The sequence below is a fragment of the Curtobacterium sp. VKM Ac-1393 genome (genome assembly GCF_015350995.1).
In the GTDB taxonomy this organism is placed as follows: Bacteria; Actinomycetota; Actinomycetes; order Actinomycetales; family Microbacteriaceae; genus Curtobacterium.
In genome coordinates, this window is sequence record NZ_JADKRW010000007.1 from 16,684 (window position 1) to 42,410 (window position 25,727).

At 71.5% G+C, this 25,727-nt stretch carries 21 protein-coding genes; 15 read left to right on the forward strand and 6 right to left on the reverse strand.

Annotated elements, in window-relative coordinates:
- Together ITJ59_RS15590 and ITJ59_RS15595 are read left to right on the forward strand one after the other, a co-directional pair.
- A complete protein-coding gene (locus ITJ59_RS15590) occupies window positions 1–1,725 on the forward strand; it encodes an MDR family MFS transporter (RefSeq protein WP_323749526.1) in 1,725 nt (574 codons plus the stop codon).
- Between the two features lie 14 nt (window positions 1,726–1,739).
- Window positions 1,740–2,240 (forward strand): flavin reductase family protein, encoded by a 501-nt coding sequence (locus ITJ59_RS15595; protein ID WP_194652219.1) that lies wholly within the window; start codon window positions 1,740–1,742, stop codon window positions 2,238–2,240.
- A gap of 104 nt (window positions 2,241–2,344) precedes the next feature.
- Here the strand turns inward: ITJ59_RS15595 and ITJ59_RS15600 are convergent, their stop codons facing one another.
- Together ITJ59_RS15600 and ITJ59_RS15605 are read right to left on the reverse strand one after the other, a co-directional pair.
- On the reverse strand, window positions 2,345–2,932 hold the full coding sequence (locus ITJ59_RS15600) for a TetR/AcrR family transcriptional regulator (RefSeq protein ID WP_194652220.1): 588 nt from the start codon (window positions 2,930–2,932) through the stop codon (window positions 2,345–2,347).
- A 74-nt stretch (window positions 2,933–3,006) separates the two neighbouring features.
- The gene (locus tag ITJ59_RS15605; protein WP_194652221.1) at window positions 3,007–5,196 is read right to left on the reverse strand and encodes an MDR family MFS transporter; all 2,190 of its coding nucleotides are present in this window, start codon (window positions 5,194–5,196) and stop codon (window positions 3,007–3,009) included.
- Window positions 5,197–5,292: 96 nt separating this feature from the next.
- On the opposite strand from ITJ59_RS15605, the gene ITJ59_RS15610 reads away from it, so the two are divergent.
- The 3 genes from ITJ59_RS15610 (at window position 5,293) to ITJ59_RS15620 (ending at window position 9,237) form a co-directional block, all read left to right on the forward strand.
- The gene (locus ITJ59_RS15610) at window positions 5,293–5,757 is read left to right on the forward strand and encodes a MarR family winged helix-turn-helix transcriptional regulator (RefSeq protein WP_194652222.1); all 465 of its coding nucleotides are present in this window, start codon (window positions 5,293–5,295) and stop codon (window positions 5,755–5,757) included.
- 106 nt (window positions 5,758–5,863) lie between these two features.
- Window positions 5,864–7,663 (forward strand): DEAD/DEAH box helicase, encoded by a 1,800-nt coding sequence (locus ITJ59_RS15615; protein WP_194652223.1) that lies wholly within the window; start codon window positions 5,864–5,866, stop codon window positions 7,661–7,663.
- 218 nt (window positions 7,664–7,881) lie between these two features.
- Window positions 7,882–9,237, forward strand: a complete 1,356-nt coding sequence (locus ITJ59_RS15620; RefSeq protein ID WP_194652224.1) for a fibronectin type III domain-containing protein — start codon at window positions 7,882–7,884, stop codon at window positions 9,235–9,237.
- 171 nt (window positions 9,238–9,408) lie between these two features.
- On the opposite strand, the gene ITJ59_RS15625 is transcribed toward ITJ59_RS15620, so the two are convergent.
- Window positions 9,409–10,299, reverse strand: coding sequence for an NAD-dependent epimerase/dehydratase family protein (locus tag ITJ59_RS15625; RefSeq protein WP_323749527.1), 891 nt, complete (start codon window positions 10,297–10,299; stop codon window positions 9,409–9,411).
- Between the two features lie 161 nt (window positions 10,300–10,460).
- Here ITJ59_RS15625 and ITJ59_RS15630 point away from each other — a divergent pair, with 161 nt between their 5' ends.
- From ITJ59_RS15630 to ITJ59_RS15660, 7 genes are all read left to right on the forward strand, one after another.
- The gene (locus tag ITJ59_RS15630) at window positions 10,461–11,183 is read left to right on the forward strand and encodes a TetR/AcrR family transcriptional regulator (RefSeq protein WP_194652226.1); all 723 of its coding nucleotides are present in this window, start codon (window positions 10,461–10,463) and stop codon (window positions 11,181–11,183) included.
- 322 nt (window positions 11,184–11,505) lie between these two features.
- Complete coding sequence (locus ITJ59_RS15635; RefSeq protein ID WP_194652428.1) at window positions 11,506–13,455, forward strand: glycosyltransferase; 1,950 nt, start codon at window positions 11,506–11,508, stop codon at window positions 13,453–13,455.
- The gene (locus tag ITJ59_RS15640; RefSeq protein WP_194652227.1) at window positions 13,452–13,862 is read left to right on the forward strand and encodes an ATP-binding protein; all 411 of its coding nucleotides are present in this window, start codon (window positions 13,452–13,454) and stop codon (window positions 13,860–13,862) included. The genes ITJ59_RS15635 and ITJ59_RS15640 overlap by 4 nt, the downstream gene beginning before the upstream one ends.
- A gap of 17 nt (window positions 13,863–13,879) precedes the next feature.
- Complete coding sequence (gene opgC, locus ITJ59_RS19690; RefSeq protein WP_194652228.1) at window positions 13,880–16,363, forward strand: OpgC domain-containing protein; 2,484 nt, start codon at window positions 13,880–13,882, stop codon at window positions 16,361–16,363.
- A 71-nt stretch (window positions 16,364–16,434) separates the two neighbouring features.
- Complete coding sequence (locus ITJ59_RS15650) at window positions 16,435–17,475, forward strand: LacI family DNA-binding transcriptional regulator (RefSeq protein WP_323749528.1); 1,041 nt, start codon at window positions 16,435–16,437, stop codon at window positions 17,473–17,475.
- Window positions 17,476–17,705: 230 nt separating this feature from the next.
- Window positions 17,706–18,350 carry a 2'-5' RNA ligase family protein gene (locus tag ITJ59_RS15655; RefSeq protein WP_194652229.1) on the forward strand — a complete coding sequence of 215 codons (645 nt, stop codon included), beginning with the start codon at window positions 17,706–17,708 and terminating at the stop codon, window positions 18,348–18,350.
- A complete protein-coding gene (locus tag ITJ59_RS15660) occupies window positions 18,347–19,450 on the forward strand; it encodes a LacI family DNA-binding transcriptional regulator (RefSeq protein WP_194652230.1) in 1,104 nt (367 codons plus the stop codon). The genes ITJ59_RS15655 and ITJ59_RS15660 overlap by 4 nt, the downstream gene beginning before the upstream one ends.
- Here ITJ59_RS15660 and ITJ59_RS15665 read toward each other — a convergent pair.
- Window positions 19,372–20,196 carry an inositol monophosphatase family protein gene (locus tag ITJ59_RS15665; RefSeq protein WP_228511656.1) on the reverse strand — a complete coding sequence of 275 codons (825 nt, stop codon included), beginning with the start codon at window positions 20,194–20,196 and terminating at the stop codon, window positions 19,372–19,374. The two genes, ITJ59_RS15660 and ITJ59_RS15665, sit on opposite strands and share 79 nt — an antisense overlap.
- 240 nt (window positions 20,197–20,436) lie before the next feature.
- Here ITJ59_RS15665 and ITJ59_RS15670 point away from each other — a divergent pair, with 240 nt between their 5' ends.
- Genes ITJ59_RS15670 through ITJ59_RS15680 form a run of 3 tightly spaced genes read left to right on the forward strand, consistent with a single transcriptional unit; the run spans window position 20,437 to window position 23,608 of the window.
- Window positions 20,437–21,387 carry a carbohydrate ABC transporter permease gene (locus tag ITJ59_RS15670; protein WP_194652231.1) on the forward strand — a complete coding sequence of 317 codons (951 nt, stop codon included), beginning with the start codon at window positions 20,437–20,439 and terminating at the stop codon, window positions 21,385–21,387.
- Window positions 21,387–22,217 (forward strand): carbohydrate ABC transporter permease, encoded by an 831-nt coding sequence (locus ITJ59_RS15675; RefSeq protein ID WP_194652232.1) that lies wholly within the window; start codon window positions 21,387–21,389, stop codon window positions 22,215–22,217. Before ITJ59_RS15670 ends, ITJ59_RS15675 begins: the two co-directional genes overlap by 1 nt.
- A gap of 41 nt (window positions 22,218–22,258) precedes the next feature.
- Complete coding sequence (locus ITJ59_RS15680) at window positions 22,259–23,608, forward strand: ABC transporter substrate-binding protein (RefSeq protein WP_194652233.1); 1,350 nt, start codon at window positions 22,259–22,261, stop codon at window positions 23,606–23,608.
- 131 nt (window positions 23,609–23,739) lie between these two features.
- Here the strand turns inward: ITJ59_RS15680 and ITJ59_RS15685 are convergent, their stop codons facing one another.
- Both ITJ59_RS15685 and ITJ59_RS15690 read right to left on the reverse strand, forming a co-directional pair.
- Window positions 23,740–24,852, reverse strand: a complete 1,113-nt coding sequence (locus ITJ59_RS15685; RefSeq protein ID WP_323749529.1) for a Gfo/Idh/MocA family oxidoreductase — start codon at window positions 24,850–24,852, stop codon at window positions 23,740–23,742.
- The gene (locus tag ITJ59_RS15690; protein WP_194652234.1) at window positions 24,849–25,694 is read right to left on the reverse strand and encodes a ThuA domain-containing protein; all 846 of its coding nucleotides are present in this window, start codon (window positions 25,692–25,694) and stop codon (window positions 24,849–24,851) included. The genes ITJ59_RS15685 and ITJ59_RS15690 overlap by 4 nt, the downstream gene beginning before the upstream one ends.
- Window positions 25,695–25,727 lie beyond the last annotated feature (33 nt).

The window sequence follows — 25,727 nt, forward strand, 5'->3', positions numbered from 1 at the left end:
GTGACCCCGGTCCGTCGGTGGCTCGCGCTCGGCGGGCTCTGCCTCGGCTTCTTCATGCTGCTGCTCGACAGCACGATCGTGTCCGTCGCCCTGCCCGACATCGGCAGCGACCTCGGGGCCGACCCGTCCCTGTCGGTGTGGGTGAACAGCGCCTACCTGTTCGCGTTCGCCGTGCCGCTCCTCGTCGCCGGGCGGCTCGGCGACCGGTTCGGGCACCGCCGGGTGTACCTGCTCGGGCTCGCGGTGTTCACCGTCGCGTCGGTGGGCTGCGCGTTCGCACCGGGCATCGGCGCGCTCATCGCCTGGCGCGCCGTGCAGGGTGTGGGCGCCGCGCTGCTGACGCCGCAGTGCCTGACCGTCATCCGTTCGCTCTTCGACCCGCCCCGGCTCGCCGTCGCGCTCGCCGTCTGGAGCGCCGGCGGCGGTGCGGCGACCGTCGCCGGTCCGATCGTCGGGGGCGTGCTCGTCGAGTCCTGGGGCTGGCCGTCGGTGTTCCTCGTCAACGTGCCCGTCGGCATCGTCACCGCGATCGCCGTCCTGCGGTTCGTTCCGGTGTCCCGACGGATCGCGGTACCCCTGCCGGTGCTCGCCGTCGTCGGGGTGACCGCCGGCGTGTTCGCGGTGGTCGTCGGCGTGCAGGGGGCCGGCGACGGGGTGCTCGCCGCACCCCTGCCGCGGGTCGGGCTCGTCCTGTTCGGAGTGATCGTCGTCGCCGCGGTGCTCACCCTGCAGCGCCGGGCGGGCGACCGAGCCCTCGTCCCGCTCGGGCTGTTCCGCGACCGCGGGTTCGTGACCGGATCGTGGGGTGCGACCGCCGCGTCCTTCTGCGTCGGCTCCGCGCCGATCCCGCTCATGCTCGACCTGCAGGACGGACGGGGCCTCGGCGCCGGAGCGGCCGCCCTGGTGCTCGTGCCGATGGGGATCGCCTGCCTGGCCGCCGCCCCGTTCGTCGGGCGCATGACGAACACCGCCGGCCCCCGGGCGACGGCGTTGGTCGGCGCCGTCCTGCTCGTCGTCTCGGTGGCGGTCACCGCCGTGCTCGTCGGGACCGCTGCGCCCCTGTGGACGATCGCCGCGGCGTTCACCGGCTTCGGCGTCGCGAACGCGTTCGTCTGGTCCCCGTTCTCCCTGGCAGCGGTCCTCGGGGCGGGGCCGGCGACGATCGGCGCGGCGTCGAGCACGTTCAACACCGTGAAGCAGCTCGGTGCGGTGCTCGGCAGTACCATCACCGCGGTCCTGCTCGCGGTCTCGACGGACTCGGTGGCGCTCGGCGTGCTGGCCGTGGCAGCGCTGGGCTCGGTGGTGGCTGCGGCTTCCCTGCGAGGGCGTCCGGGGGGACGGCGTGCCTCGGCGGTGCTGTCCGGCGCGGTCGTGCACGGCGCCGGCGTCGGGCACGGGCTGGGGTTCCCGACCGCCAACCTGCTGCCGGACGACAGCAGTGCGGTGCCGGCGGACGGTGTCTACGTCGGTTGGCTCGCCGCGTCGACCTGGTCCGGTGCCCGCGAGGCCCTCGTGTCGATCGGCAGCAACAGCACCTTCGCCGACCGGACGCGCACCGTCGAGGTCCACGTGCTCGACTTCGACGGCGACCTGTACGACACCCCTGTCGAGCTCACCGTCGGCCGTCGGCTCCGGCGGCAGCGCACGTTTCCCGGGCCGGACGCCCTCGTCGCCGCCATGCGTGCCGACGAACGCCGCGCCCGCACCCTGCTCGCCCGCTCCTGAACGAAGGAACCCCCATGCAGCACGACTTCATCGAGGACCCGCTCGACATCCGTGAGGCGATCGCCGAGGTCCCCTCCGTCGTGGCCGCCATCGCGGCCCGGGTCGACGGCGAGCCGGTCGTCATGGTCGCGACGTCGTTCACCGTCGGGGTCTCGTACGACCCGCCCCTCGCGACGATCGCCGTGCAGCACTCGTCGACGACCTGGCCGGACCTGGCGGCGGCGCCGGTGCTCGGCATCTCCGTGCTGGCCGAGGGGCACGCGGCGCAGACCCGGCAGCTCGCCTCCCGCGACCGGGCACAGCGGCTGGTCGGCGTGCCGCACGTCGACACCGGGTCGGGAGCGGTGCTGCTTGACGGCGCCCACTCGTGGCTGGAGTGCTCGGTCGAGGCCGTCCACCGCGCGGGCGACCACGACATCGTGGTGCTGCGGGTGCTCCGCTTCGCCCGCGACTCCGCGAACGCAGCGCTCGTCTGGCACCGACACGCTCGGCGGCGAGTGAGCGCCACCACCTGACGTTCTTTCCCAGAACGCGTGCGGTGGGAAGCGGAACCGGGCGTACCTGGTCAGAAGTTCTGACCAGGTACGCCCGAAACGACTCGGTACGCGGCACGACCCCGTCAGGCGGCCAACGCCGCCATCTCGCGCACCACCGCCCGGAGCCGCACGGCGAGCTCGTCGTTGGTGCGCACGGAGTCGCGGTGGGCGGCCTCGCTGAGCGCCGACATCACGAGGGTCACGGCCGTGCGGGCGGTCTGGTCGTCGGTCCTGGTCCCCACGACGCTGAGCAGGGACTGACGCGACTCGGCCATCCACTGCATCACCATCGAGGACATCTCGGGTCGGAGCACGAGCAGCTCCTTCATCCGACGGCGGTCCTGCGACAGCGGCACGGTCGCGGCGACGAGGGTGCAGAGGTCGTCGACCAGTCCACCGTCGGCCTGGGCGAACCAGGCCGCGGAGTGTTCAGGGACCTCGACCGAGTCGAGGCCGAGGGCGGCGTGCGCCTTCGACGAGAAGTAGTTGAAGAAGGTCCGCGGCGAGACGTCGGCATCGGCGCAGATCTGCTCGATGGTGACGCCGTCGAGCCCGTGCGCGGAGACAAGGGTCAGGGCGGCATCGTGGAGCGCCTGCCGGGTCTGCTGCTTCTTGCGTTCCCGCAGGGTGCACGGCTCCGTCGCCACTGCAACTGCCGGGGTGCTGATCACGGGGACTCCTGGTGGTGGTGGGTGGGAGGGCCGCCCGTGCCGGAAAGGGGGCACGGCACGGACGGCCCGGTCGGTCACCGACGGTGCGTCGGTGTGGATCCGGTCGAACCCGATCCGGTCGGCACGGACCCGGTCATCGGCCCGGTGAACGAGCCGGCCTCGGCCGCGGCGAGACCGGCGTCGGCCTCGAGCTGGGCCTCGGCGGACAGGTCGGCACGCTCCTGCAGGGCGGAGCGCTGGCGCAGCGGCGGCACCCGGAAGAACCAGGTGAGCACGAACGCGAGCAGGATCACGCCGAGGCCGACCCAGTAGATCGTCACGGACGAGGCGTTGAAGCCCGCCATGAACGGCCGGGTCAGGCGGCTGTCGGCACCGGTCAGGAACGACGTGTCGTTCGTGCTGGTGGCGCTGTCGCTCGTGGTGTTGCCGTCGTCGATCTTCTTCGCGAGCTCCGGGGTGAGCTCGTCGACCCAGTACGCGCGCTGCGAGGCGTTCGACCAGTCGACGGACACGGTGCCGTCCTGCACGCTGGCGTGTGCCTGGTCGGCGACCTGCTCGAGGGCGGACTGCTCGGCCGCGGGCGTGGCCGCTGCGACCTGCTGGTCGATGACGGCCTGCGCCGAGGCGGCGGGCACGGCACCGGCGGTGACCTGCTGCTGCACGGCTGCGGTGACCTGCTCGGTGACCGCGGCGTCGGCGGCCTGCTTCGCCTTCGCCGACGCGGCGTCCAGCTGCGACTGCACGGTCTTCGTCAGCGGGGTGACGACGGGCGTCCAGATCTTGTCCATGGCACCCTGGTTCGCCGCCGCGCTGGCGACGGTCGGGTTGAGGGCGGCGTCGAGCGCCGGGCCGAGGTCCTTCTCGTTCGCGGTGGCGTGCAGGATGTTCGCCGGCATCACCGAGAACAGGATCGAGAGCAGGACCGCGGTGCCGAGCGTGCCACCGATCTGGCGGAAGAACGTGGCGGACGACGTGGCGACGCCCATGTCACGGGCCTCGACGGAGCCCTGCGACGCCAGGGTCAGCGACTGCATGACCGAGCCGAGGCCGAGGCCGATCAGGAACATGCCGATCATCAGGAACCACAGTGGCTTGTCGATCGACATGAAGGTCAGCACGACGTAGCCGGCGGAGACGAGTGCGGTGCCGATGACCGGGAAGATCCGGTAGCGGCCGACGCGGGCGACGATCTGACCGCTCGTGATCGAGGCGATCATCAGCCCGCCGACCAGGGGCAGCGTGGCGAAGCCGGACTCGGTGGGGGTGAGCCCGACGACGATCTGCAGGTACAGCGGGATGGTCAGCATCGCGCCGAACATCGCGAAGCCGACCAGGAACCCGATGACGGTCGCCATCGAGAAGGTGCCGGACCGGAAGAGCTTGAGCGGGATGATCGCCGCGTCGCCCATCTTCGACTCGATGAGCAGCAACCCGACCAGGCCGACGACACCGACGACGTAGCAGGCGATGGCGGCGGGGGAGCCCCAGCCCCAGATGCGACCCTGTTCGGCGACGAGCAGCAGCGGCACGAGGGTGACGATGACGGCCGTCGCGCCCCACCAGTCGACCTTCGGCTTCGCGTCGTCGGCACCGTGCACCTTCGGCAGGTGCAGGAACACGATGACCATGAGCAGCGCCGCGACGCCGATCGGCACGTTGATGAGCAGCACCCAGCGCCAGCCGGTGATCCACAGGATCTCGGAGGAACCGGCGAGCAGACCGCCGATGAGCGGGCCGATGACGGACGAGATGCCGAAGACGGCGAGGAAGTAGCCCTGGTACTTGGCGCGTTCGCGCGGGGCGAGGATGTCGCCCATGATCGCGAGCGGCAGCGACATGAGTGCGCCGGCACCGATGCCCTGCACGGCGCGGAAGGCCGCGAGCATGAGCATCGACGTGGACATCGACGACAGGACGGCGCCGAGGATGAACACCACGATGCCGAAGATGTAGAGCGGACGACGGCCGAAGATGTCGGAGAGCTTGCCGTAGATCGGCGTCGCGATGGTCGAGGTGATCAGGTAGGCCGTGGTCACCCAGGCCTGCTGGTCGAGGCCGTGCAGGTCGTCGCCGATGGTGCGGATCGCCGTGCCGAACACCGTCTGGCCGAGGGACGACAGGAACATGCCCGCCATCAGGCCGTAGATCACCAGGAGGATCTGGCGGTGGGTCATCAGGGGCTGCTGGCCGGTCCCACCTGAGGCTGCTGGGGCCTCGGCGGTGTGCCGACCGTGCTGCACCTGGACGGGTGCGGTGGCGGTCATCGAACTCCTTTTTCTGGCTGTGTAACTTTGCAGACCGCGCAACGATACATCTGTTGCTTCCAGCAAGCAACTAAATGTGGCCACTACGCTGGACTCATGTCCGACGACCGGCGTGCCGCCGAGCGACTCCTGCGATCCCAGCTCGACCGGCTGTGGGTCCGGCAGACCCTGCGTTCCTCGCTCATCGAGTCGAGCGGGGGACTCGATCCGACGGCACGCGTGATCCTGCGGGCCGTCGCCGGTCACGGTCCCGTGCGGGCGACCGCGATCGCCGACGCCACCGGCCTGTCCCGTCCGGTGATCAGCCGCCGGGTGGCCGCGCTGGTCGACGCCGAGCACCTGGTCGGCTCGCCCGACCCCGCCGACGGCCGGGCCACCCTGGTCTCGCTCGCACCCGCCGGCAAGCGGCTGCTCGACCAGCTCGACGCGGCCGGTGCCGAGGTCTTCGACGACCTCACCGAGGAGTTCGCCTCGGACGAGCTGCGCTCGCTCGCCGAGATGCTCACCCGGCTGAACGACCGGGCCGACGCGGTCCTCGGGATCGGCACCACGCGCCCGTGACGTGACCACGCTGAGGCCGGGAGGCCCGGGGCGGGCCCGCCCCGTTCCTCCCGTCCGCACGCCCTCCGGTCACTGCGGAGCGCGCATTCGAGATACCGTTGGTGGTATGAGCACGGATACCACCCCCACCACTGAGACCCTCGACGACGGGCCCGTGGTGACGTTCGCCGATCTCGGCCTGAGCGATGCTGTGCTCAAGGCCGTCAAGGACATCGGTTACGAGACCCCTTCCGCCATCCAAGAGGCGACGATCCCCACGCTGCTCGCCGGCCGCGACGTCGTCGGCCTGGCGCAGACCGGCACCGGCAAGACCGCGGCCTTCGCGCTGCCGATCCTGTCCCGAATGGAGTCCGGCAGCAAGAAGCCGCAGGCGCTCGTGCTGTCCCCGACGCGTGAGCTCGCACTGCAGGTGTGCGAGGCGTTCGAGCAGTTCGCGTCCCACATGAAGAACGTCCACGTCCTGCCGGTCTACGGCGGCCAGGCGTACGGCGTGCAGCTCTCCGCCCTGCGCCGTGGCGTCGACGTCATCGTCGGCACCCCCGGTCGCATCATGGACCACCTGGCGAAGGGCACGCTCGACCTGTCCGAGCTGAAGTACCTGGTGCTCGACGAGGCCGACGAGATGCTCAAGATGGGCTTCGCCGAGGACGTCGAGACGATCCTGGCGGACACCCCCGACGACAAGCAGGTCGCGCTCTTCTCGGCGACGATGCCCGCCCAGATCCGCCGCATCTCGCAGCAGTACCTGACGGACCCCGCCGAGATCACGGTCAAGACCAAGACGAAGACCGCCGCGAACATCACGCAGCGCTACCTGATGGTCTCGTACCCGCAGAAGGTCGACGCCCTGACCCGCATCCTCGAGGTCGAGGACTTCGAGGGCATGATCATCTTCGTCCGCACCAAGAGCGAGACCGAGACCCTCGCCGAGAAGCTCCGGGCCCGCGGGTACGCCGCCGCCGCGATCAGCGGTGACGTCGCCCAGGCCCAGCGTGAGCGCACGGTCAACCAGCTGAAGTCCGGCAAGCTCGACATCCTGGTCGCCACCGACGTCGCCGCCCGTGGCCTCGACGTCGACCGCATCACGCACGTCGTGAACTTCGACATCCCCGTCGACATCGAGTCCTACGTGCACCGCATCGGCCGCACCGGTCGCGCCGGTCGTTCCGGTGACTCGATCAGCTTCGTCACGCCGCGCGAGCGTCGCCTGCTGTCCGCGATCGAGCGCCACACCAAGCAGCCGCTCACCCAGATGCAGCTGCCCACGATCGACGACGTCAACGAGACGCGCCTGACCCGCTTCGACGACGCCATCACCGCGGCGCTCGAGGACCAGGGCCGGATCGCGGCCTTCCGCGACGTCATCGCGCACTACGTCGAGCACCACGACGTCCCCTCGGACGACGTCGCCGCCGCCCTGGCCGTCGTGGCGCAGGGCGACTCGCCGCTGCTGCTCACCGCGGCCGACGACGCGCTCCGCTCGCAGATGGAACGCGACGCCCGCCGCAGCGAGCGTGACGACCGTGGCGGTCGCGACGACCGCGGTGGCCGCAGCGACCGTGGCGGCGACCGCGACCGTGGTGACCGCGGCGACCGTGCCCCGCGTCGTTCGCAGCCGATGACCGCCTACCGCATCGAGGTCGGTCGTCGGCACCGCGTCGAGCCGCGCCAGATCGTCGGTGCACTCGCGAACGAGGGCGGCCTGCGCCGCGACGACTTCGGCGCGATCCGCATCCAGCCGGACTTCTCCATCGTGGAGCTGCCCGCCGACATGGACACCAGCGTGCTCGACCGCCTGACCGACACCCGGATCAGCGGCAAGCTCATCGAGATCCGTCCGGACCGCCGTGGTGGCGGCCGCCGCGACGACCGCGACGAGCGTCCGGAGCGCAAGCCGCGCTACTGACGCGACCCCCTGTGGACGGGAGGCGCGGTGCCAGCTGGCACCGCGCCTCCCGTCCGTGTGTGTGGTGACGTTCCGTGCGTGGGGTGACGTTCCGGCTCCACGCTTGCGGTGCGGGGAACCGCACATCACGCCCGAATCCGTTCCCCTCGGCTCCCGAGCGGTGCTGTGATACCTGGAGCCGCGACGCAGGGAGCCGCGGAGAAGGCAGGGGAACGCACGTGTACCGAGCACTCATCACCGTCGCCGCAGCGGCGGCGCTCGTCATCGGGGGAGTGGCGCCGGCGACTGCAGCCTCCTCGTCCCCGTCCTCGGTGCCGGGGGCACCGACCTCCGTCCGGGTGTCCGGTGCCGCCGACAGTGCGACCCTGACGTGGGGCGCTCCGAAGTCCGGTGCGAAGGTCACCGGGTGGAAGGTCACGATCGCCCCCGCGCAGCAGCAGCCCGACAACGGTGTCGACCGGCTGCCGGCGAAGGCGCGGTCCGACCGGTTCGGTGAGCTCAGCCCGAAGACGACCTACCGGTTCTCCGTCCGGGCGATCGGCGCGAAGAAGACCGGACGCACGATCCTGGTCCGGTACACCACGCCGTCGATCGTCACCACGACGCAGTCGCTGTACGCGCTCGACGCGTCGGGCAACGTCGTGCGGTTCGGGACGGACGGAGCCGACGCCGGCACGGAGGGCGCTGGCACGGTCGTCGCGTCGAACGGCGTCGGCTTCGCCGCGGACGACGTCGGCGACGTGTTCACCCCCTCGGCGGACCTGACCTCCATCCTGTTCCACCCCGCCGACGGCGGCGCGACCCGGACCCTGGCGACCGGACTGCACCTGACGCCCGACCTGCGCACCGACGTCGCGGGCAACCTGTACTGGATCGACTCGGTGTCCGGGGCGGTGCAGAAGCTCCCCGTCGGCGGCGCCACCGCAACGACCGTGCTCGACCTGGGCGGCACGGCGAGCGGCAGCGACCGGCGTTACTGGACGGTCACCCCGGACGGCAAGGTCGTCGTCTTCGGTGGGCCCGCAAGCAAGATGTACGTCAAGGGCACCGGCATCGCACCCCGCTCGCTCACCTCGATGTCCGGTCTCGGCATCGGGTACCCCGCCGCGGTCCTGGCCGACTCGCACGGCAACGTCTACCTCGACATCCTTTCGCCCGGCGCCGCCGGGTCGTGGGCCTGGTACCTGCTGAAGCCCGGTGCCACGGCGCCGAGCGTCATCGAGCCGCGGCTGGCGTTCGAGTACGGTGCCGCCAACGCCGACGGGTTCTCGCTGCTGCAGTCCGCCGAGTGGTGCGCTGCCCCCGCCGAGTACCCGACCAGCCACACCGGCTGCAAGGTGGACCGTTCGATCCCGGACATGCTCGTGACCGGCGCCGAGGGGACGTCCACCGTGCCGGTGACGGGTCTGACCGCGGGATCGCGGGGACCGAACACGGGAGCCGCTGCGGACGACGGGGACGTGTTCGTGGACATCGACAGCGGGCCCTCGGCCGGGCTGTGGCGCGTGCCGGCCGCCGGCGGGGCTGCGCAGCAGTTGTCGTCGGCGCAGTACTCGCGGTTGCTGGTGATCTGACCGGGCGGGGGGGGCGAGGTTCCGAAATCTCGGAACCTCGGCGCTCCCTCAGCCCGTCCGTGGAACCTCGGCGGCACACACGCGGCGTGTTGTGGAACCTCGGCACGGCACCCGGCACCCCGCACCCGGCACACGGCACCCGGCACCCCACACGCCGCACCCCGTGCCGCTTCACGACACCCCGGCGACGGTCCGGCGGCACACCTCGTCCCACGGGGTCGGCTCGATGCCGAACCTCGTGCGGCTCTCGGCGTCGTCGACCACGTACGGCGCCGTCCACTGGTAGCTCATCTCGGCCAGCTCCCGCATCATCGGCGACACGAACCCGAGTGCACGGACCACCCCTGCGGGCATCCGCCGAACGGGCACGGGTGCCTTGCCGGCGGCGGCGAGCACCTCGGTCAGCGCCTGCCGCTGGGTCCTCGGAGCGTTGCTCGGCACCATCCACGTGCGGCCGTGCGCGCGCTCGTCCGAGGCTGCCGCCACCAGTGTCCTGGCGACGTCGAGCACGTCGGTGAACGTGTGCGGCAGGTCGGTCCGGCCGATCATCGTGACCGCCTTGCCCCGCAGCGCGGCGGGCAGCACCCGGGTGACGTGCCCGTTCGCGCCGATGCCCGGGCCGACGTAGTCCGACGCGCGGACCTCGACCGCACGGACACGTCCGGCACGGTGCGCTGCCAGCGCATCCGCCCAGAGCCGTGCGCGGAGGATCCCCTTGTGGTCCGTCGCAGCGTCCGGGGTGTCCGGACGCATCGGGCCGTCGACCGGGCCGTACGGGTACAGGTTGCCGGTGATCGCGTAGGCCGCGCCGGTGCGTTCGGCCGCGGTGAGCATCGACGCCGCGAGTGGCGGCCAGGTGCGTTCCCACTGGGTGTAGTCCCCGGGGTTGGCGCAGTTGTAGAGCACGCTGGCGCCGTCCGCGGCCCGGGTGAGCGCGTCGACGTCGGAGGCGTCGAGCGCGACGTGGCGGACCCCCTGCAGGCCGGTGTCGCGACCGGACCGGGTGGCGACCGTGACCTGCTCGCCGCGTTCGGCGAGCAGCGCGGCGACGTGGCGGCCCACCGGGCCGGCGCCGATGACGAGGGTGGTGGTGCGACATGGGTTCCTGCTTCCGTCGGTTTCCGAGAGCACTGCTCTCACAACCAGGATGCACGCCGTCGACCAGGAATGCAAGAGCACCGCTCTCGTTTGTGTGCGGTGCTCTCGTGTGGCAGGGTGACCGGATGGCACCGACAGCACGCGAGCTCGCCCGCCAGACGGTCCTGGCAGACATCCTGGCCGCTGCCCGCATGCGCCTCACGGACGAGGGCCCGGTGGCGCTCAGCCTGCGAGCCGTCGCCCGCGACGTCGGGATGGTCTCGTCGGCCGTGTACCGCTACTTCCCGAGCCGCGACGACCTGTTGACGGCCCTCCTCATCGCCGACTACGACGAGCTCGGTGCAGCGGTCGAGGACGCCGACGCCGCAGCCGGCCCGGTCCCGGGCGCCCGCTGGGTCGCCGCGTGTCGCGCGATCCGCTCGTGGTCCGTCGCCCACCCGGGCGACTTCGCACTGCTGTTCGGGTCGCCCGTGCCGGGCTACGCCGCGCCGCGCGAGACGGTCGTACCCGCCGCGCGGACAGCGCTCGCCCTGGCGCGCGTGGTGGCGGATGCGGTCGCGTCCGCGTCGGGGGCGGACGGGAGGCCCGGATCACCGAGCGCGCCGACGGCGGCTCCCGGGGCGGCCGGCCCCGCAGTCGCTGACGCTGTGACGACCCTGCGGTCGTTCGGCATCGAGCTGCCCGACGAGGTCCTGGTCCGCACACTGATGGCCTGGTCGACGGTCTTCGGGACGATCTCGTTCGAGCTCTTCGGGCACTTCGTGAGCTCCGTGTCCGACGGCGACGCCTACTTCGACCAGGTGATCGCACGGCTCGCCGACGACCTGGGGTTCGCCGCCGCGTTCTGATCCCCTCGGATCCACGCCACTGTCCCCAGATCGCAATCGTCGCCTGACAGCGTGCCCGCCCGTGCGGTAGACAGGTCACACGCCCGGGTCGTGCCCGACGACCGGAGCGGACGACCGGCACGGTGACCCCCTGGATCACCAGTCGGGCGGAACCACACCCGGGCGCGCGCTGCGGCCGGGGCCGCGCGGATCAGGAGGCACGCTTGCGACGCAGCACGGTGGACCACGCCGCCGACGGGGCGACCCGGTGACCGCACTCGACCTCAGTCGGCAGGACCGCCGCCGCCTCTCCACCGGAACCGCTCGACGTCGTCTCGTCACGGTGCGGACGGTCGCGCTCCTTGCCTCGATCGCCGGCCTGAACTACATCGTGTGGCGCTGGGCCGCTTCGGTGAACTGGCACTCGTGGTGGATCGCCGTGCCGCTCGTCCTCGCCGAGACCTACAGCGTCATCGACTCGCTCCTGTTCGCCTTCGGTGCGTGGCGGCTGCGGGAGCGCGGCGAGCCGCCGACGAAACCGTCGTCGGACGTCACCGTCGACGTCTTCATCACCACCTACAACGAACCGGTCGAGATGGTCGTGCGCACTGCCCGCGCGGCGAAGGCGATCACGCACCCCCACACGACCTGGATCCTCGACGACGGCAACCGCCCCGAGATGCGTGCGGCCGCCGAGTCGCTCGGCATCGGGGTGATCACCCGCGGCGCCGACTGGATCGACCGGCCGCGGCACGCGAAGGCCGGCAACCTCAACAACGCCCTCCTCGCCACCCAGGGCGAGTTCCTGCTCATCCTCGACGCCGACCAGGTACCCGAGCCAGCGATCCTCGACCGCACGCTCGGCTACTTCAAGGACCCGGCGATGGCGCTCGTGCAGACGCCGCAGTGGTTCGAGAACGTGCCGGACGAGGACCTGCTCGGCAGCCAGGCGCCGTTGTTCTACGGGCCGATCCAGCAGTCGAAGGACGGCTGGAACGCCGCGTTCTTCTGCGGGTCGAACGCGATCCTGCGGCGCGAGGCCCTCATGCAGCTCGGCATCTCCCGCTACGTGCGCGAGGTCGAGGCCTCGGTGCAGCGCACGATCACGACCTCGCGCAAGCTCCTGGCCCGTTCGCGCGAGACGGAGACCGACCCGCGCGTGCTGAGCGCCCTCGACGACGCCGAGACCGTCGTCGACCGTGCTCGCGACCAGGTCCGGGACGGCGAACCGCTCGGTGACGTGACCTACGCGTTCCAGCGCGGGATCGACACGATCGCGTTCCGGTTCGCCGCCGCCGACCTCGAGGCGGTTCGCAACGACCTGCAGGAGCTCGCGGCGATGTCGACGGACGCCAACACCTTCGCCGGGCTCGACGACGCCGCCCTCGACGTCCTCGGTCGGCGTGATGCCTCGCCGGTGGCAGCCATCGAGTCGATCGCCGTGCTCGCCCGGGCGCTGGACGTCAACCGCGACGACGAGGCGCAGCCGATCATGCCGCTGGCGACCATCTCGGTGACCGAGGACATGGCCACCGCGATGCGCCTGCACGGCCTGGGCTGGAAGTCGGCGTACCACGACGAGATCCTGGCGAAGGGCCTCGCGCCCGAGGACCTGCCGACGATGCTCGTGCAGCGACTCCGCTGGGCACAGGGCACCATGCAGGTGTTCTTCCGCGAGAACCCCCTGGTGCAGAAGGGGCTGTCGTGGGGGCAACGCCTGATGTACTTCTCGACGATGTGGAGCTACCTGTCCGGGTTCGCGGCGATCGTCTACATCGCGGCCCCGGTGCTCTGCCTGTCCTTCGGGGTCGTCCCCGTCCAGGCCTACAGCGTCGACTTCTTCGCCCGGCTGATCCCGTTCCTCGTGCTGAACCAGCTGCTGTTCTGGGTGGTGGCCGCCGGCAGACCGACGTGGCGCGGGCAGCAGTACTCGCTCGCGCTCTTCCCGGTGTGGATCGAAGCGGTGACGAGCGCGTTCGAGAACGTGTTCCGCGGCAAGCCCCTCGGGTTCCGCGTCACGCCGAAGGTGCGCGACGAGACCGAGCACACGCCCCGGTGGGACCTGGTGAAACCGCAGCTCGTCGCCATGGGTGCGCTCGTCGCGGCGCTGGTCCTGATCGGCATCCGTTACCTGACCGGCCAGGCCTCGGGGATCGCGCCGCTCGTCAACACCGCCTGGGTCGTCTTCGACCTGTGCATCTTCAGCATCGTCATCCGGGCCGTGCTGTACCGCGGCCCGAGCAGCGGAGTCCAGTCAGAACACGAGTCGAGCACCGCCGGAGGACCACTGTGAGCACCGAGACCACCTTCGACGTCGCCGCGACGCCCGTGTCGCTCGACGAGGTCCAGGACCGCTTCGGTGCCTGGTGGGACGGACTCGGCATCGACGACCTCCGGCTCCGGTTCGCCCTCGAGACCGCACTGGCCGAGGTCGCCGCGAACATCGTCGAGCACACCGCCCGGTCCGACCAAGAGGCCGGCCGGCGGTACACCGTGCGCCTCGATGCGACCGATCGGAGCGTGACCGCCGAGCTCACCGACAACGGGCTGCCCGTCGACATCGACCTGAGCGCCGTGACGATGGCCGACGTCGAGCAGGAGAGCGGGCGCGGCCTGGCGCTGGCGATCGCCGCCCTCGACCGTCTGGAGCACCGGCACGAACTCGGACACAACGTCTGGACGCTGGTGTGCGACCGGTGAGGCTGCAGGTGGCCCGCGTGGTCGCCGTCCTCGTCACGATCACGACCCTGCTGCTCGGCGGTGCGTTGCCGGCGTCCGCGGTGACGGTGCACGCGGCCGGGGCAACGGAGCCGAAGAGCGGCACCACGTGGTTCGGACCGGACCTCGACTGGGGTGACGACTCACCCGCCGGGTACGAGGGGCGGCTCGGTGCGACGCCGTCGATGTACGGCGTCGAGATCGACTACCCGCTCGACCGCTCGGCCCGGCGGGAACTGCTCCGTGCCACCCGGGCCGCGGCCACCCAGGGTGCCGTCCTGGTCGTCAGCCTCGAGCCGGGGCAGTCGCTCCGTTCCCTCGACGCGGCCGATGCCCGCGCCGCGAACACCGTCTTCCAAGCGGTGCACGACCAGTACGACACCCAGGTGCTCGTGCGGTTCGCTCCGCAGATGAACGGCACGTGGGTGCGCTGGGGCCAGCAGCCGACGCAGTTCGTGCAGGCGTTCCGCACGCTCGCGACCGCGGTGCACGGCGGCGACTCCGACGCGCTCATGGTCTGGTCGCCGTCGTACGGCGCCGGGTACCCCTTCGGTGAGTCCGCCGGGCGCCTGGCGGACCTGTCGGCCACCGACGTCGCGAAGCTCGACACGAACGGCGACGGCGAGCTGACCGCGGCGGACGACCCGTACGCGCCGTACTGGCCGGGCGACGACTCGGTCGACTGGGTCGGGTTGTCGATGTACTCCTTCGGCAAGGGCAAGTCCACCGAGGCTGCCGGGCGGGACCTCCCCCTGACCCGGAACGACGTGCCGGAGCGTGGCGAGGTCGAGTCCCGGTTCGACGAGACCTGGGGCTACGACCAGCAGCAGGCCGACAGCTTCTACGACCGGTTCGCCGTCGACGGTGATCGCTCGATGCTCCTCGACACCGGGGCGCTCTACGACCACACCCTCCGCGGTGACGCCGAGCTGTCGATCAAGCAGGGCTGGTGGCGACAGGTCATCGCCGCGGTCCAGGACCGCCCGCTCGTCCGGGGCGTGACCTTCCTCGAGACGAACCGCCGCGAGCCCGAGGCCGGCAACCGCGTCGCGGACTGGCGGGACACCGCGGTGCCGGGCATCGCGGGGTCGTTCCGCACCGACCTCGAGCGGAGCGGCCACTTCGCGTTCGGCCCGGTCACCGAGCGCGTCACCACGCAGCAGGGCAACGCCGCCACGAACCAGCAGTACGACACCGGTGGCGACCAGATGGCGTGGATCGTCTGGGTGGCGGTCGGTCTGGCCGTGGTGTTCCTGCTGAGCGGGCTGTTCGGGCGCCTGCTGCCGAGTTGGCGGTACCCCGACGACGGCAAGCCAGGGCGTGACCTGCGCCTCGACCTGTTCCGCGGGTTCATCATCCTCGCGGTGGTGATCACGCACATCGAGATCGGCGGCCCGTACTCGTACCTCACGCTGCACGCGGTCGGCGCGATCACGGGCGCCGAGATGTTCGTGTTCCTGTCCGGCATGGTCCTCGGCATGACGTACCCGTTCGCCATCGCGAAGTTCGGTGAGTGGGCGGCAGCCATCGGGGCGTGGAAACGTGCGCGCAAGCAGTACCTCGTCACGCTCGTCGTCATCGCGGTGGTCTTCGCGCTGAGCTTCGTCCCGTTCCTGAACACCGACGCCATCACGACGTTCACCGACCGGGGGACCGGTACCGGGGGCGTCGGAGCCGAGGGCCGGGTCTACGACCTGTACCCGAACGCGATGCAGCTGCTCGGCTACCCGCCGCCCTGGTACGCCATCCGGCAGTTCCTGCTGCTCGAGATGGGGCCGTGGCCGTTCAACATCATGGGGTTGTTCGTGGTGCTGAGCCTGTTCATCCCGCCGCTGCTCTGGCTGATCCGCCGGGGCTTCTGGTGGGTGGTGCTCGTCGTGAGCTGGGCGCTGTACGTGTTCCAGGCGCTGACCCCCGAGTTCCGGCCGCTCAACTCGCAGTTCGAAGCGGTGTTCCCCCTGCTCACCTGGCAGGTCGTGTTCACCCACGGCCTCGTGCTCGGGTACTACCGACGGCAGATCATCGGGGCACTGACCGGACGCCTGGGCAAGGTCCTGCTCGGCATCGGGATCGGCGGCTACGCGGCGTTCCTGGTGTACGTCTGGGCCGCGAACCAGGCCGGGTTCACGCCGGTCCCGTTCCCGGCGTCGATGTACGACGACCTGTACAACACGGCCTACCAGCGGGTCGACCTGCAGTGGGGCCGGCTGGTCGACATCGCGTTCTTCGCGATCGTGTCGTACGCGATCCTGACGGTGTTCTGGAAGCCGATCTCGAAGGCGATCGGCTGGCTCTGGATCCCGATCGGGCAGGCGAGCCTCTACGTGTTCGTGTGGCAGGTCTTCTTCGCACTGGCCATCGCGTCGATCCCGGGCGTCGACTGGGGCAACGGCTGGATCGGGTTCGCGACGCACACCGTGCTGATCCTGCTGGCCTGGTACATGGTCCGGAAGAAGTTCCTCTTCTCGGTCATCCCGCGCTGACGCGCCCGCCCGGGCGCGGCGCGGGCGGGGAGCGGGGGCCGCGCCGTGCCGTGGCCGGTAGCGTGGCCTGCGTGCAGAACGGCATGGGCCACCACGACTCCGCCCCGACCATCCACGACGTCGCCGCGGTCGCCGGTGTGTCGAAGTCCGTGGTGTCGCGCGCCCTCGCCGGTTCCTACGGCGTGGCGCCGGCGACGGTCACCCGGGTCAAGCGCGCGGCCGCCGAGATCGGCTACGTCGCCAACGCGAACGCCCGCGGCATGTCGGCACGCCGCACGCACACCCTGGGCGTCCTGGTCCGCGACGCATCGACGCCCTTCTACGGACACCTGCTCACGGCCTTCCAGCTGCAGGCCGCGGCCCGTGGCTACCGCGTGGTGACGGCGACGGGGGCCGGGTCCTTCCCGATCGAGGACGAACGCCGTGCCCTCGAGACCCTGGTGTCGCTCCGGGTCGAGGGGCTCATCGTCTGCAGCGGTGCCCTTCCGGTCGAGGACGTCCTGCCGTTCGCCGGACGCATCCCCACCGTGATCGCGGGCCGGCCGGAGGCGAACGCCTCGGTCAGCAGCGTCTACTGCGACGAACGTGGCGGCGGTCGTGGGCTCGCGGACCACGTGGCGTCGCTCGGACACCGCCGGGTCGCGGTGCTCACGGTCGCGCCGTCGGCCTCGATCACACAGTCCGCCCGGACCGACGCGATGGTCCGCCAGCTCCGGAAGCACGGGGTGGACGTGGTCCGCATCCGCTCCGAGGACCACGGCGCCGACCCGCACGACGTCGATTCGTTCGTGGAGCACGTCGTCGGGCTCGGCGGGGTCACGGCGATCATGGCGCCCAGCGACCTGTGGGCGATCGGCGTGCTCGAGGCGATGGCCCGCCGGGGACTCCGTGCGCCGCAGGACTTCTCGGTGACGGGGTACGACCACGTGTGGCCCTACGCCACCGAGCTCCTCGGCATCACGTCGTGGCGGCAGCCGCTCGACGTCATCGGGACGCTCTCGGTCGACGACGTGGTGGACCAGATCGACGGTCGGTCGAGCGGCACCATGCACCGTGCGATCGACGGCGAGCTCGTGCCCGCCCGCACCGCCGGGGCACCGACGGTCCGCTGACCCGGGCCTCGCTGCCCCGCGCACCGTGCGAGGTCGCACCGTGCGAGGTCGCACCGTGCGAGGTCGCACCGTGCGAGGTCGCCCCGCCCCACCGCTCGCCCGACGCCGCCCAGCTGCCCGTCACCCACCGTTCACCCGCCCGTCGCCGTCCATTCGGGTGCGCCCCGGCCGCCACCCGGACACGATAGGGAACGTTCCCTACTGCCTGCTCCCGACGACAAGGACCCCCCATGGCCGCGAAGACCCCGCGCGACGACAGCGACCCCTACCGCTACGGCATCTACCTGCGCCCCGACGCCCGCACCTGCCGCGCCGTCACCGTCGTCACCGACCAGCTCCGCGCCCAGTACGACCTGCGCTCCGCCGGCGCGTTCCCCCCGCACGCCACCCTCGTCGGCAGCCAGCCCTTCGGCCACTCCGAGCCCGAGGTCGTCGATGCGCTCAGCGCGCTCCTGGCCGGCCGCCCGGCGTTCGACGTCCACAACGCCGGGGTCCGGGCACGGGGCATCGGCTACGTCTACGAGGTCGGCCTGCACCCCGACGGCTCCGTGAACGAGGACTTCGTCCGACTCGCCGCCGACGTCGACCGCGTGGTCGCCCCGTTCCGCCGGCCGATGGGCTCCCCGGAACCGAACGATTACGACCCCGCCCAGTACGGTCCGCACCTGTCCCTGGCCTCGCACGACCTGTACGTCCGCCCGGACCTGCACGACGAGGTGGGCGACTTCATCCACGAACTCGCCCAACCGGTGCCGGACGGCTTCCGTGGCGACACCGTCGTGCTGTACCGCACGGCCTGCCCGGACTGGTCCGGTCGCTGGTGGCAGACGATGACGTGGGAGCACGTGCGCACCTGGAAACTCGGCGTCGCATGACCGCGACCCTCCGCGACGTCGCCCAGCGCACCGGCTTGTCGCGGTCGCTGGTCTCCCTGGCGCTGCGGGGCGACGACGGCGTGTCCCAGCCCCGTCGTGCGCTGGCCGTGCGCGCGGCGGGTGAGCTGCGCCTCCCGGTCGGTGCCCTGGCGAGGCGGCGCGCGGAGGGTGGGCCACTCGTCCTCGGCGTGCTCGCGACCGAGGTCGCGAACCCGTTCCACGAGGCGGTGCTGCACAGCGTCTCCGCGACCGCTGCGACGCTGGGGTTCGCGTTGCGGATCGTCGACGGCCGGCGGGACGGCGCACGGTTGGCATCCTGCCTGGAGGCCCTGCACGCGTCGCGGACGTCGGCCGACGGCGTGCTCGGGGTCGCGGTCCTGAGCAGTCGGCTCGCGTCGTCCGCACTGGCCGCTGTGGCGACCGACCTGCCGGTCGCGGTGCTCGGGTCGAGTGGCGACGACCTGGCGGGGCTCGGACTCGACACGGTGCGCTCCGACGAGGAGGCCGGGGTCCGCGACCTCATGCTGCACCTGGCCGCGATGGGGCACCGACGCACGTGCTTCGTGGCGGAGTCCGACCACCGGTCGTCGACGCGTCGGGCCGCCGCCCACGCGGCGTCGGCCGGCTGGCTGTGCCCGGGGGACCAGCTCCGGGTCGACACCGTCCGGGCCCTGGCCGCGGATCCGTCGCGGATCGCGCGACACCTCGGTGACGGCGTGACGGCGTTCGTCGCCGCGAACGACGCGACCGCGGCCCTGCTCGGCACCGCGGCCCGGTCGGTGGGACTCCGCCTGCCGGGGCTGGCCGCGGTCACCGGGTTCGACGGCACCGACCTGGCCGCGCGCCTCGACCTGACGAGTGTCGTGCAGCCGCACCGGCGGATGGGGGCACGGGTGATCGAACTCCTGGTGGAGCGGCTCCGTGGTCGCCGTGGTGACCGACACGAGGTCCTGCCGACCCTGCTCGACCCGCGCGGGTCGACGGGCACCCCGGCGCCGGTGGTCCGGGTCGTCCCGGCCGCTCAGCCGACCGTCGCGGACAGCGTGCGGATGCGCTCGGTCAGCGCAGCGTGCTCGTTGCCCGCCCCGCCGGCCAGGTAGTCGTCGGCCCGGTGCGGGAGCGCCACGGCGTCGCCGTGCCGGAACCCGCGGAACCAACCGCCGGCGCGCTCGAGCACCAGGGCGCCGGCGGCCACGTCCCACGGGTGCGTCGCGAACCCCATCGTCACGTCCGACCAGCCCGCGGCGACGTGGACCAGGTTGAGTGCCCCGCTGCCCGTGCTGTGGTGGTGCCGGTAGCGGATCGTCAGGTCGCGGACCAGGTCGAGGGCGGCGTCCTCGCCGAGCAGCTCGAAGTCCTGCTGCACGGGGAAGCTCGTCAGCACGGTCGACTCCCGGTCCGTGCCCGAGGTCGCACGGATCGGTGTGCCGTTCAGCCACGCGCCGTCGTCGTCGGCCGCGAACAGGTGGTCCGCCATCGGGTCGAACACGACGCCGGCGACGATCACCCCGTCGCGCTCCGCGGCGATCGAGACGCACCAGTAGGCCAGCCCGCGGGCGAAGTTCGCGGTGCCGTCGATCGGGTCGACGATCCAGCGCAGCGGCGCGTCGCCGGTGCTGCCGCCCTCTTCGCCGAGGACCACCGAGCCGGGGGCGGCCCGGGTCAGGGTCTCGGTGATGGCGCGTTCGGCGGCCCGGTCGTGCTCGGTGACGACGTCGTGCGCGTCACGCTTGAGCGAGACGGCGACGTCCGAGCGGAAGGCGCTGCGGAGCGCCGGGGCGACGGCACGGGCGGCGTCCTCGGCGATCAGGCGGAGGTCGCAGGGAGTGGGTTCGGGGGTCGGCATGCACCCGGTCTACGGCACGGCGCGGGCTGGACGCCGAACGGTGTCGGTCCGGCGGCCGTCCCGCTGGTGAAGCCGTCGGGTCACCGGTCGGGGGAGCGACGGCGGACCGGGGGAGCGTTGAACGCGACGTGAACGATCGGCGGCGGCTCGTCGACCGTCCTTGACCCGCTCGGGATGCCCACCGCACAGTGGAACCCGTTCCCGGATAGGGAACGTTCCCGAACCGAAGGTCCTCGCCCCATGACGATCTCCGTCCGGCCCACCGTCCTGGTCGGCCCGAACCGCCCGAACCGCCCGGCCCCGTCGTCGCGGTCGTGGCTGCGGTCCGACCGGCGCGTGGGCGTCGCCCTGCTGCTGCCCGCGATCATCGTGTTCGCGGTCTTCGTCTTCTACCCGCTCGGGCGCGTGCTGGTGCTCAGCGTGCAGGGCACCGACATCTTCGGGCAGCCCTCGAGCTTCGTCGGGTTCCAGAACTACGTCAGGACCTTCACCGACCCGACGTTCGGTTCGACGATGCTGAACACCGCGCTGTTCTGCGCCGGGGTCGTCGCCGGCCGGATCGTCTTCGGGTTGCTCATCGTGGTGCCGCTCACGGTGAAGCTGCGCGGGATGCCCGTGTTCCGCGCGCTCCTGACCTCGCCGATGGTCGTCTCGGTGTCGGCCGCCTCGGTCGCCTTCGCCGCGCTGCTCGCCCCGGGCACCGGGTTCGTCAACACGGTGATCACGAACGCCGGCGGCGAACCGATCCCGTGGCTGACGAGCACGCACTGGGCGCTGCTCAGCGTCATCGTCGTGACCGTGTGGGGTTCCCTCGGCTTCACGGTCCTGCTGCTGCTCGGCGCGTTCGGCGCCATCGACCAGGACGTCGTCGAGGCCGCGCACCTCGACGGTGCCGGGTCGTTCCGGACGTTCTGGTCGATCTCGCTCCCGCTGGTCACGCCGACGATGTTCTTCATCGTCGTGACCGGCACCGTCGAGGCGCTCACCACGTTCGGTCAGGTGCAGATCCTCACCGGGGGTGGTCCGGCGAACTCGTCGCGCACCCTCGTCTACGCGATCTACCAGCAGGCCTTCGGCGCTGCGAGTGCGAACTTCGGCCTCGCCGCGGCACTCGGCGTCGTGCTGTTCCTGCTCGTGCTCGGGTTGTCGCTCGTGCAGTTCGGGGTCCTCGAGAAGCGGGTGAACTACTGATGCGTCCCTCCACCCTGCGTCGGCTCCGTGCTGCCCTGGTCTACGCCTGGCTCGTCGTGGCCGTGATCGTCGTGTGCTTCCCGCTGTACTACGTCTTCGAGGGTGCCCTGACGCCGTCGAAGTACCTGGCGCAGGGCCTTCCCGGGCTCCTGCCGATCCACCTCGACCTGGGCAACGTGATCCGGGCGACGCAGGTGATCCCCCTCGGGCAGCAGTTCCTGAACAGCATCGTGGTCACGCTCGCGCAGACGGTGCTGCAGGTCGTCATCGGCATCATGACCGCCTACGCCCTGGTGTTCTGCCGGCTCCGAGGCGCCCGAGCCGTCTTCCTGGTCCTGCTCGCCAGCCTGATGATCCCGGGGGAGACCACCCTGATCGCGAACTACCTGACGGTGTCGTCGTGGCACCTCATCGACACCCTGCTCGTGGTGTTCCTGCCGTTCATCGCCTCGGCCCTGGCGATCTTCCTGTTCCGCCAGGCGTTCCTGAGCTTCCCCGAGGAGCTCCGCGAAGCCGCGGTCCTCGACGGCGCCGGACACTTCCGGTTCATCCGCTCGATGCTGCTCCCGATCACCCGGCCGACGCTCGTCTCCGTCACGCTCGTCAGCGCCACCGCGGCGTGGAACGGGTTCTTCTGGCCGCTGCTCGTCACCAACTCGCCGGAACACCGGACCGTGCAGGTCGGCATCGCCCAGCTCTCCAGCAGCGAGGCGACCGACGTCGGCGTCGTGCTGGCCGGCGCCGCGATGGTCACCCTGCCGGTCCTCGTCCTGGTGCTCCTCGCCCAGCGGTTCCTCGCCGACGGGCTGACGGCCGGCGCCCTCAAGTGACACCGACCTCCCTCCCCCTCCCCACGCACAGGAAGAGAACCATGTCGATCCGACGCTCCACCACCCTCGCCACGATCGCGGCCGGTGCCGCCGTGCTCGTCGCGCTCTCCGGCTGTTCGGCCTCGGGCAGCGCCGCTCCCGACGGCTCCACCGGTCCCGCCACGGTGCAGTTCTGGCACGCGATGTCCGGCCCCGCCGCGACCGAACTCGACCAGCTCGTCGCACGGTTCAACTCCACCAACACCGACGACATCACCGTCAAGGCGTCGTTCCAGGGCACCTACGCCGACGTGCAGACGAAGTACACCGCAGCCGTGCAGTCGAGCACCACGCCGGACCTGCTGATGATGAACGACACCTCGACCGGGTTCATGGTCGACTCCGGCCAGATCGCTCCGGCGGCGGACTTCACCGAGAAGGACTCGTCGTCCGACGCCGGGGACATCGCAGCGGCGGCGAAGCAGTACTACAGCGGGACCGGAGGGCTCGAGGCGATGCCGTTCTCGGTCTCCACCCCGGTCTTGTACCTCAACAAGGCGATCATCCGGAAGGCCGGACTCGACGTCACGAAGCCGCCGAAGACCCTGGCCGACGTCGCCCGCTGGGCCGAGCAGATCCACGCGAAGACCGGGCTCTACGGCATGAGCATGAACATGTCCGACTCGTGGATGCTCGAGGAGCTCTCCGCCGCCGGCGGCGAGGACTTCTGCACCCCCGACAACGGCCGCGGCTCGGGCAAGGTGACCGGCGTCTCGCTCACCTCGGACACGCAGGTGCAGTTCATGACCCGCCTGCAGAAGCTCTACCAGGACGGCTCCGCACTCAACCCCGGCACCGACCCGACCGTGCAGAACTCCGCGTTCACGAGCGACAGGGTCGGCATGGTGATGACGTCGTCCGGTGCCTACACGACCCTGGACCCCGACGGCACGAAGTCCGTCGTCTCGACGTTCCCGACGACGTCGGACTCGAAGGACGCCGGTCCGGTCATCGGCGGCAACGCGCTCTGGATCTCCGGCAAGGGGCACTCCGCCGCGCAGCAGCAGGCGTCGTACACGTTCGCGAAGTGGCTGCAGTCGCCCGAGGTGCAGGCCGAGTGGTCGAAGGCCACCGGGTACCTGGCGATGAACACCCGCGCCGCCCGGACGACGGTCGGCAAGGAGTCCCTGGCCGACCCGAACATCCGGGCGATGTACGCGCAGCTCGCCGCCGACCCGTCGAGCACCGCGTCGGCCGGCTGCGTCACCGGAGCGATGCCGACGGTCCGAGCGACGGTCATCGGCGCGTTCAACAAGGTCGTCGAGGGCTCGGACGTCGCGTCGACGATGGCCGACGCCGAGCAGCAGGCCACGTCGCAGATCGCCTCGTACAACCAGGCCGCCGGCAAGTAGCGCTCGGCCTGCGCCCGGCCGTGGGCCGGACCAGCTGACGGACGGGAGGCGCGGTGCCAGCTGGCACCGCGCCTCCCGTCCGCCCTGTGCGCTCGCCCATCCCGAAGGGCTCCTGCCGACGAAACGCGCGCTCAGACGGCGGGTGCCTCCGCGCTCTGCGCGGCGAGTGCGGAGCGCACCGAGCCCCACGCCGCCAGCCGGTCGCGCACGGCGTCGTGCCGCTCGGCGGTGAGTGCCTCGGCGTGCGCGCGTTCGAGCACCTCGTCGATGACGATGCGCTGCCCGGTGCGGGTCGAGGCGATCGCGGCCTCGACCATGGCGAGGCTCATGACGTTGCCGTGGACCTCGCCGTCCGGTGTCTCGCCGGAGCGGACGGCGCGGACGAACGACGTCAGCGCGCCGGCGATCTCGTGCCCCACGCTCGCCGCGGGCGACGGCGCCCCCGTGGTGCCGTCGAGGTCGCTCGACGGGTCGTGGTCGCCGTCCCACAGCGCGGTGCCGTCTGCGCCCGAGGCCCGCCAGTCGCCGTTCCACGAGGTCTCGGCACCCGGCGCACACCACGAGCCGTCGTACACGTAGCGGACGTCGTCCTCGAAGGCGAAGACCGCGGCCGCTGCAGCATCGCCCCGGTACCAGGACCACGACGGGTTCCACGACTCGCAGTAGACCGACACCGGGTCCCGCTCGAGCACGTAGCGGGCGGAGTCGAACGCGTGGATGGCCATGTCGAGCAGCAGGACGTCGTCCATCTGCTCGCGGAAGCCGCCGAAGTGCGGGGCCTTGGCGAACCGGGTGCTCAGGCCGCCGATCGCCCCGAGGCCGCGCACGTGCTGGCGGAACGCGACGAGCTGGTCGTTGTAGCGCCGCGACTGCGACACCATGAACAGCTTGCCGGTCGCCTCGGCGGCGGCGGCGAGCGAGAGTGCCTCGGCGACGGTCTGCGCTGCCGGCTTCTCGCCGAGGACGGGGAGTCCGGCGTGCAGGGCCTGCAGCGTGACCGGGTGGTGGGCGACCGGGACGGTGATGTCGAGGACGGCCTCGGCGCCGGTCTCGGCGGCGAGCTCGGTCAGGTCCGTGCCGACGGGGATCGTCGGGTCGCCGGCGTGCGCGGCGCCGGCCCGTGCTGCGTCGAGGTCGAGGTCGACGATGCCGACCAGCTCGACGTCGGGGTCGGCGGCGACGGTGCCGAGCCAGGCCCGACCCATACCGCCGGCACCGACCTGCAGCACGCGGAGCGCGGTCACGCCTGCGCCCCGGCGTGGTCGGACGCGTCGGCGTCGGCGGGGCGGGTGGGCTCGGCGTCCTGCTCGTCCACGGGCGCGTCGTCGAACGGTCCGCGGTAGTGCTGGCCGTCGAAGTACTCACCCAGGTCGTAGCGGCGGAGCGTCGGGATCTCCCGCTCGCGCTCGGGCCGTGCCCACTCCGTCGCGTTCGCGATCACGCGGCGGACGTCCTCGTGGTGGTACACGGGGAAGTCCTGGTCGCCCGGTGAGAAGTAGAAGATCTTCCCGAGGCCGCGGCGGTACGTCATGCCGCTCCGGAAGACCTCGCCGCCGGTGAACCCCGAGATGAACACGAGCTCGTCGGGGGTCGGGACGTCGAAGTACTCGCCGTACATCTCCTGCTCGGGGATCACGATCGGGTTCGGCACGCCCCGGGTGATCGGGTGCTGCGGGTTGACGGTCCAGACGAGCTCCTGGTCGTGCTCGCTCCGCCAGCGCAGGGTGCACGTGGTGCCCATGAGCTTGCCGAAGATCTTCGACCAGTGGCCGGAGTGCAGGACGATCAGGCCCATGCCGGACAGCACGTGCTTGTGCACCCGGTCGACCACGGCGTCGTCGACGTCCTGGTGCGCGGCGTGGCCCCACCAGGTCAGGACATCGGTCGCGGCCAGGACCTCGTCGGTCAGGCCGTGCTCGGGTTCCTGCATGGTGGCGGTCCGGACGACGGCGTCGGGCAGGTTCTCGCGGATGCCGTCGGCGATCGCGCCGTGCATGCCCTCGGGGTAGCGCTCGGCGACGTGCTGCTCGACCTGTTCGTGGACGTTCTCGCCCCAGACGGTGATGCGCAGCGGGGTGGTGGTCATGGTGTGCCTTTCTGGCTGGGGTGCGTGGTGGCG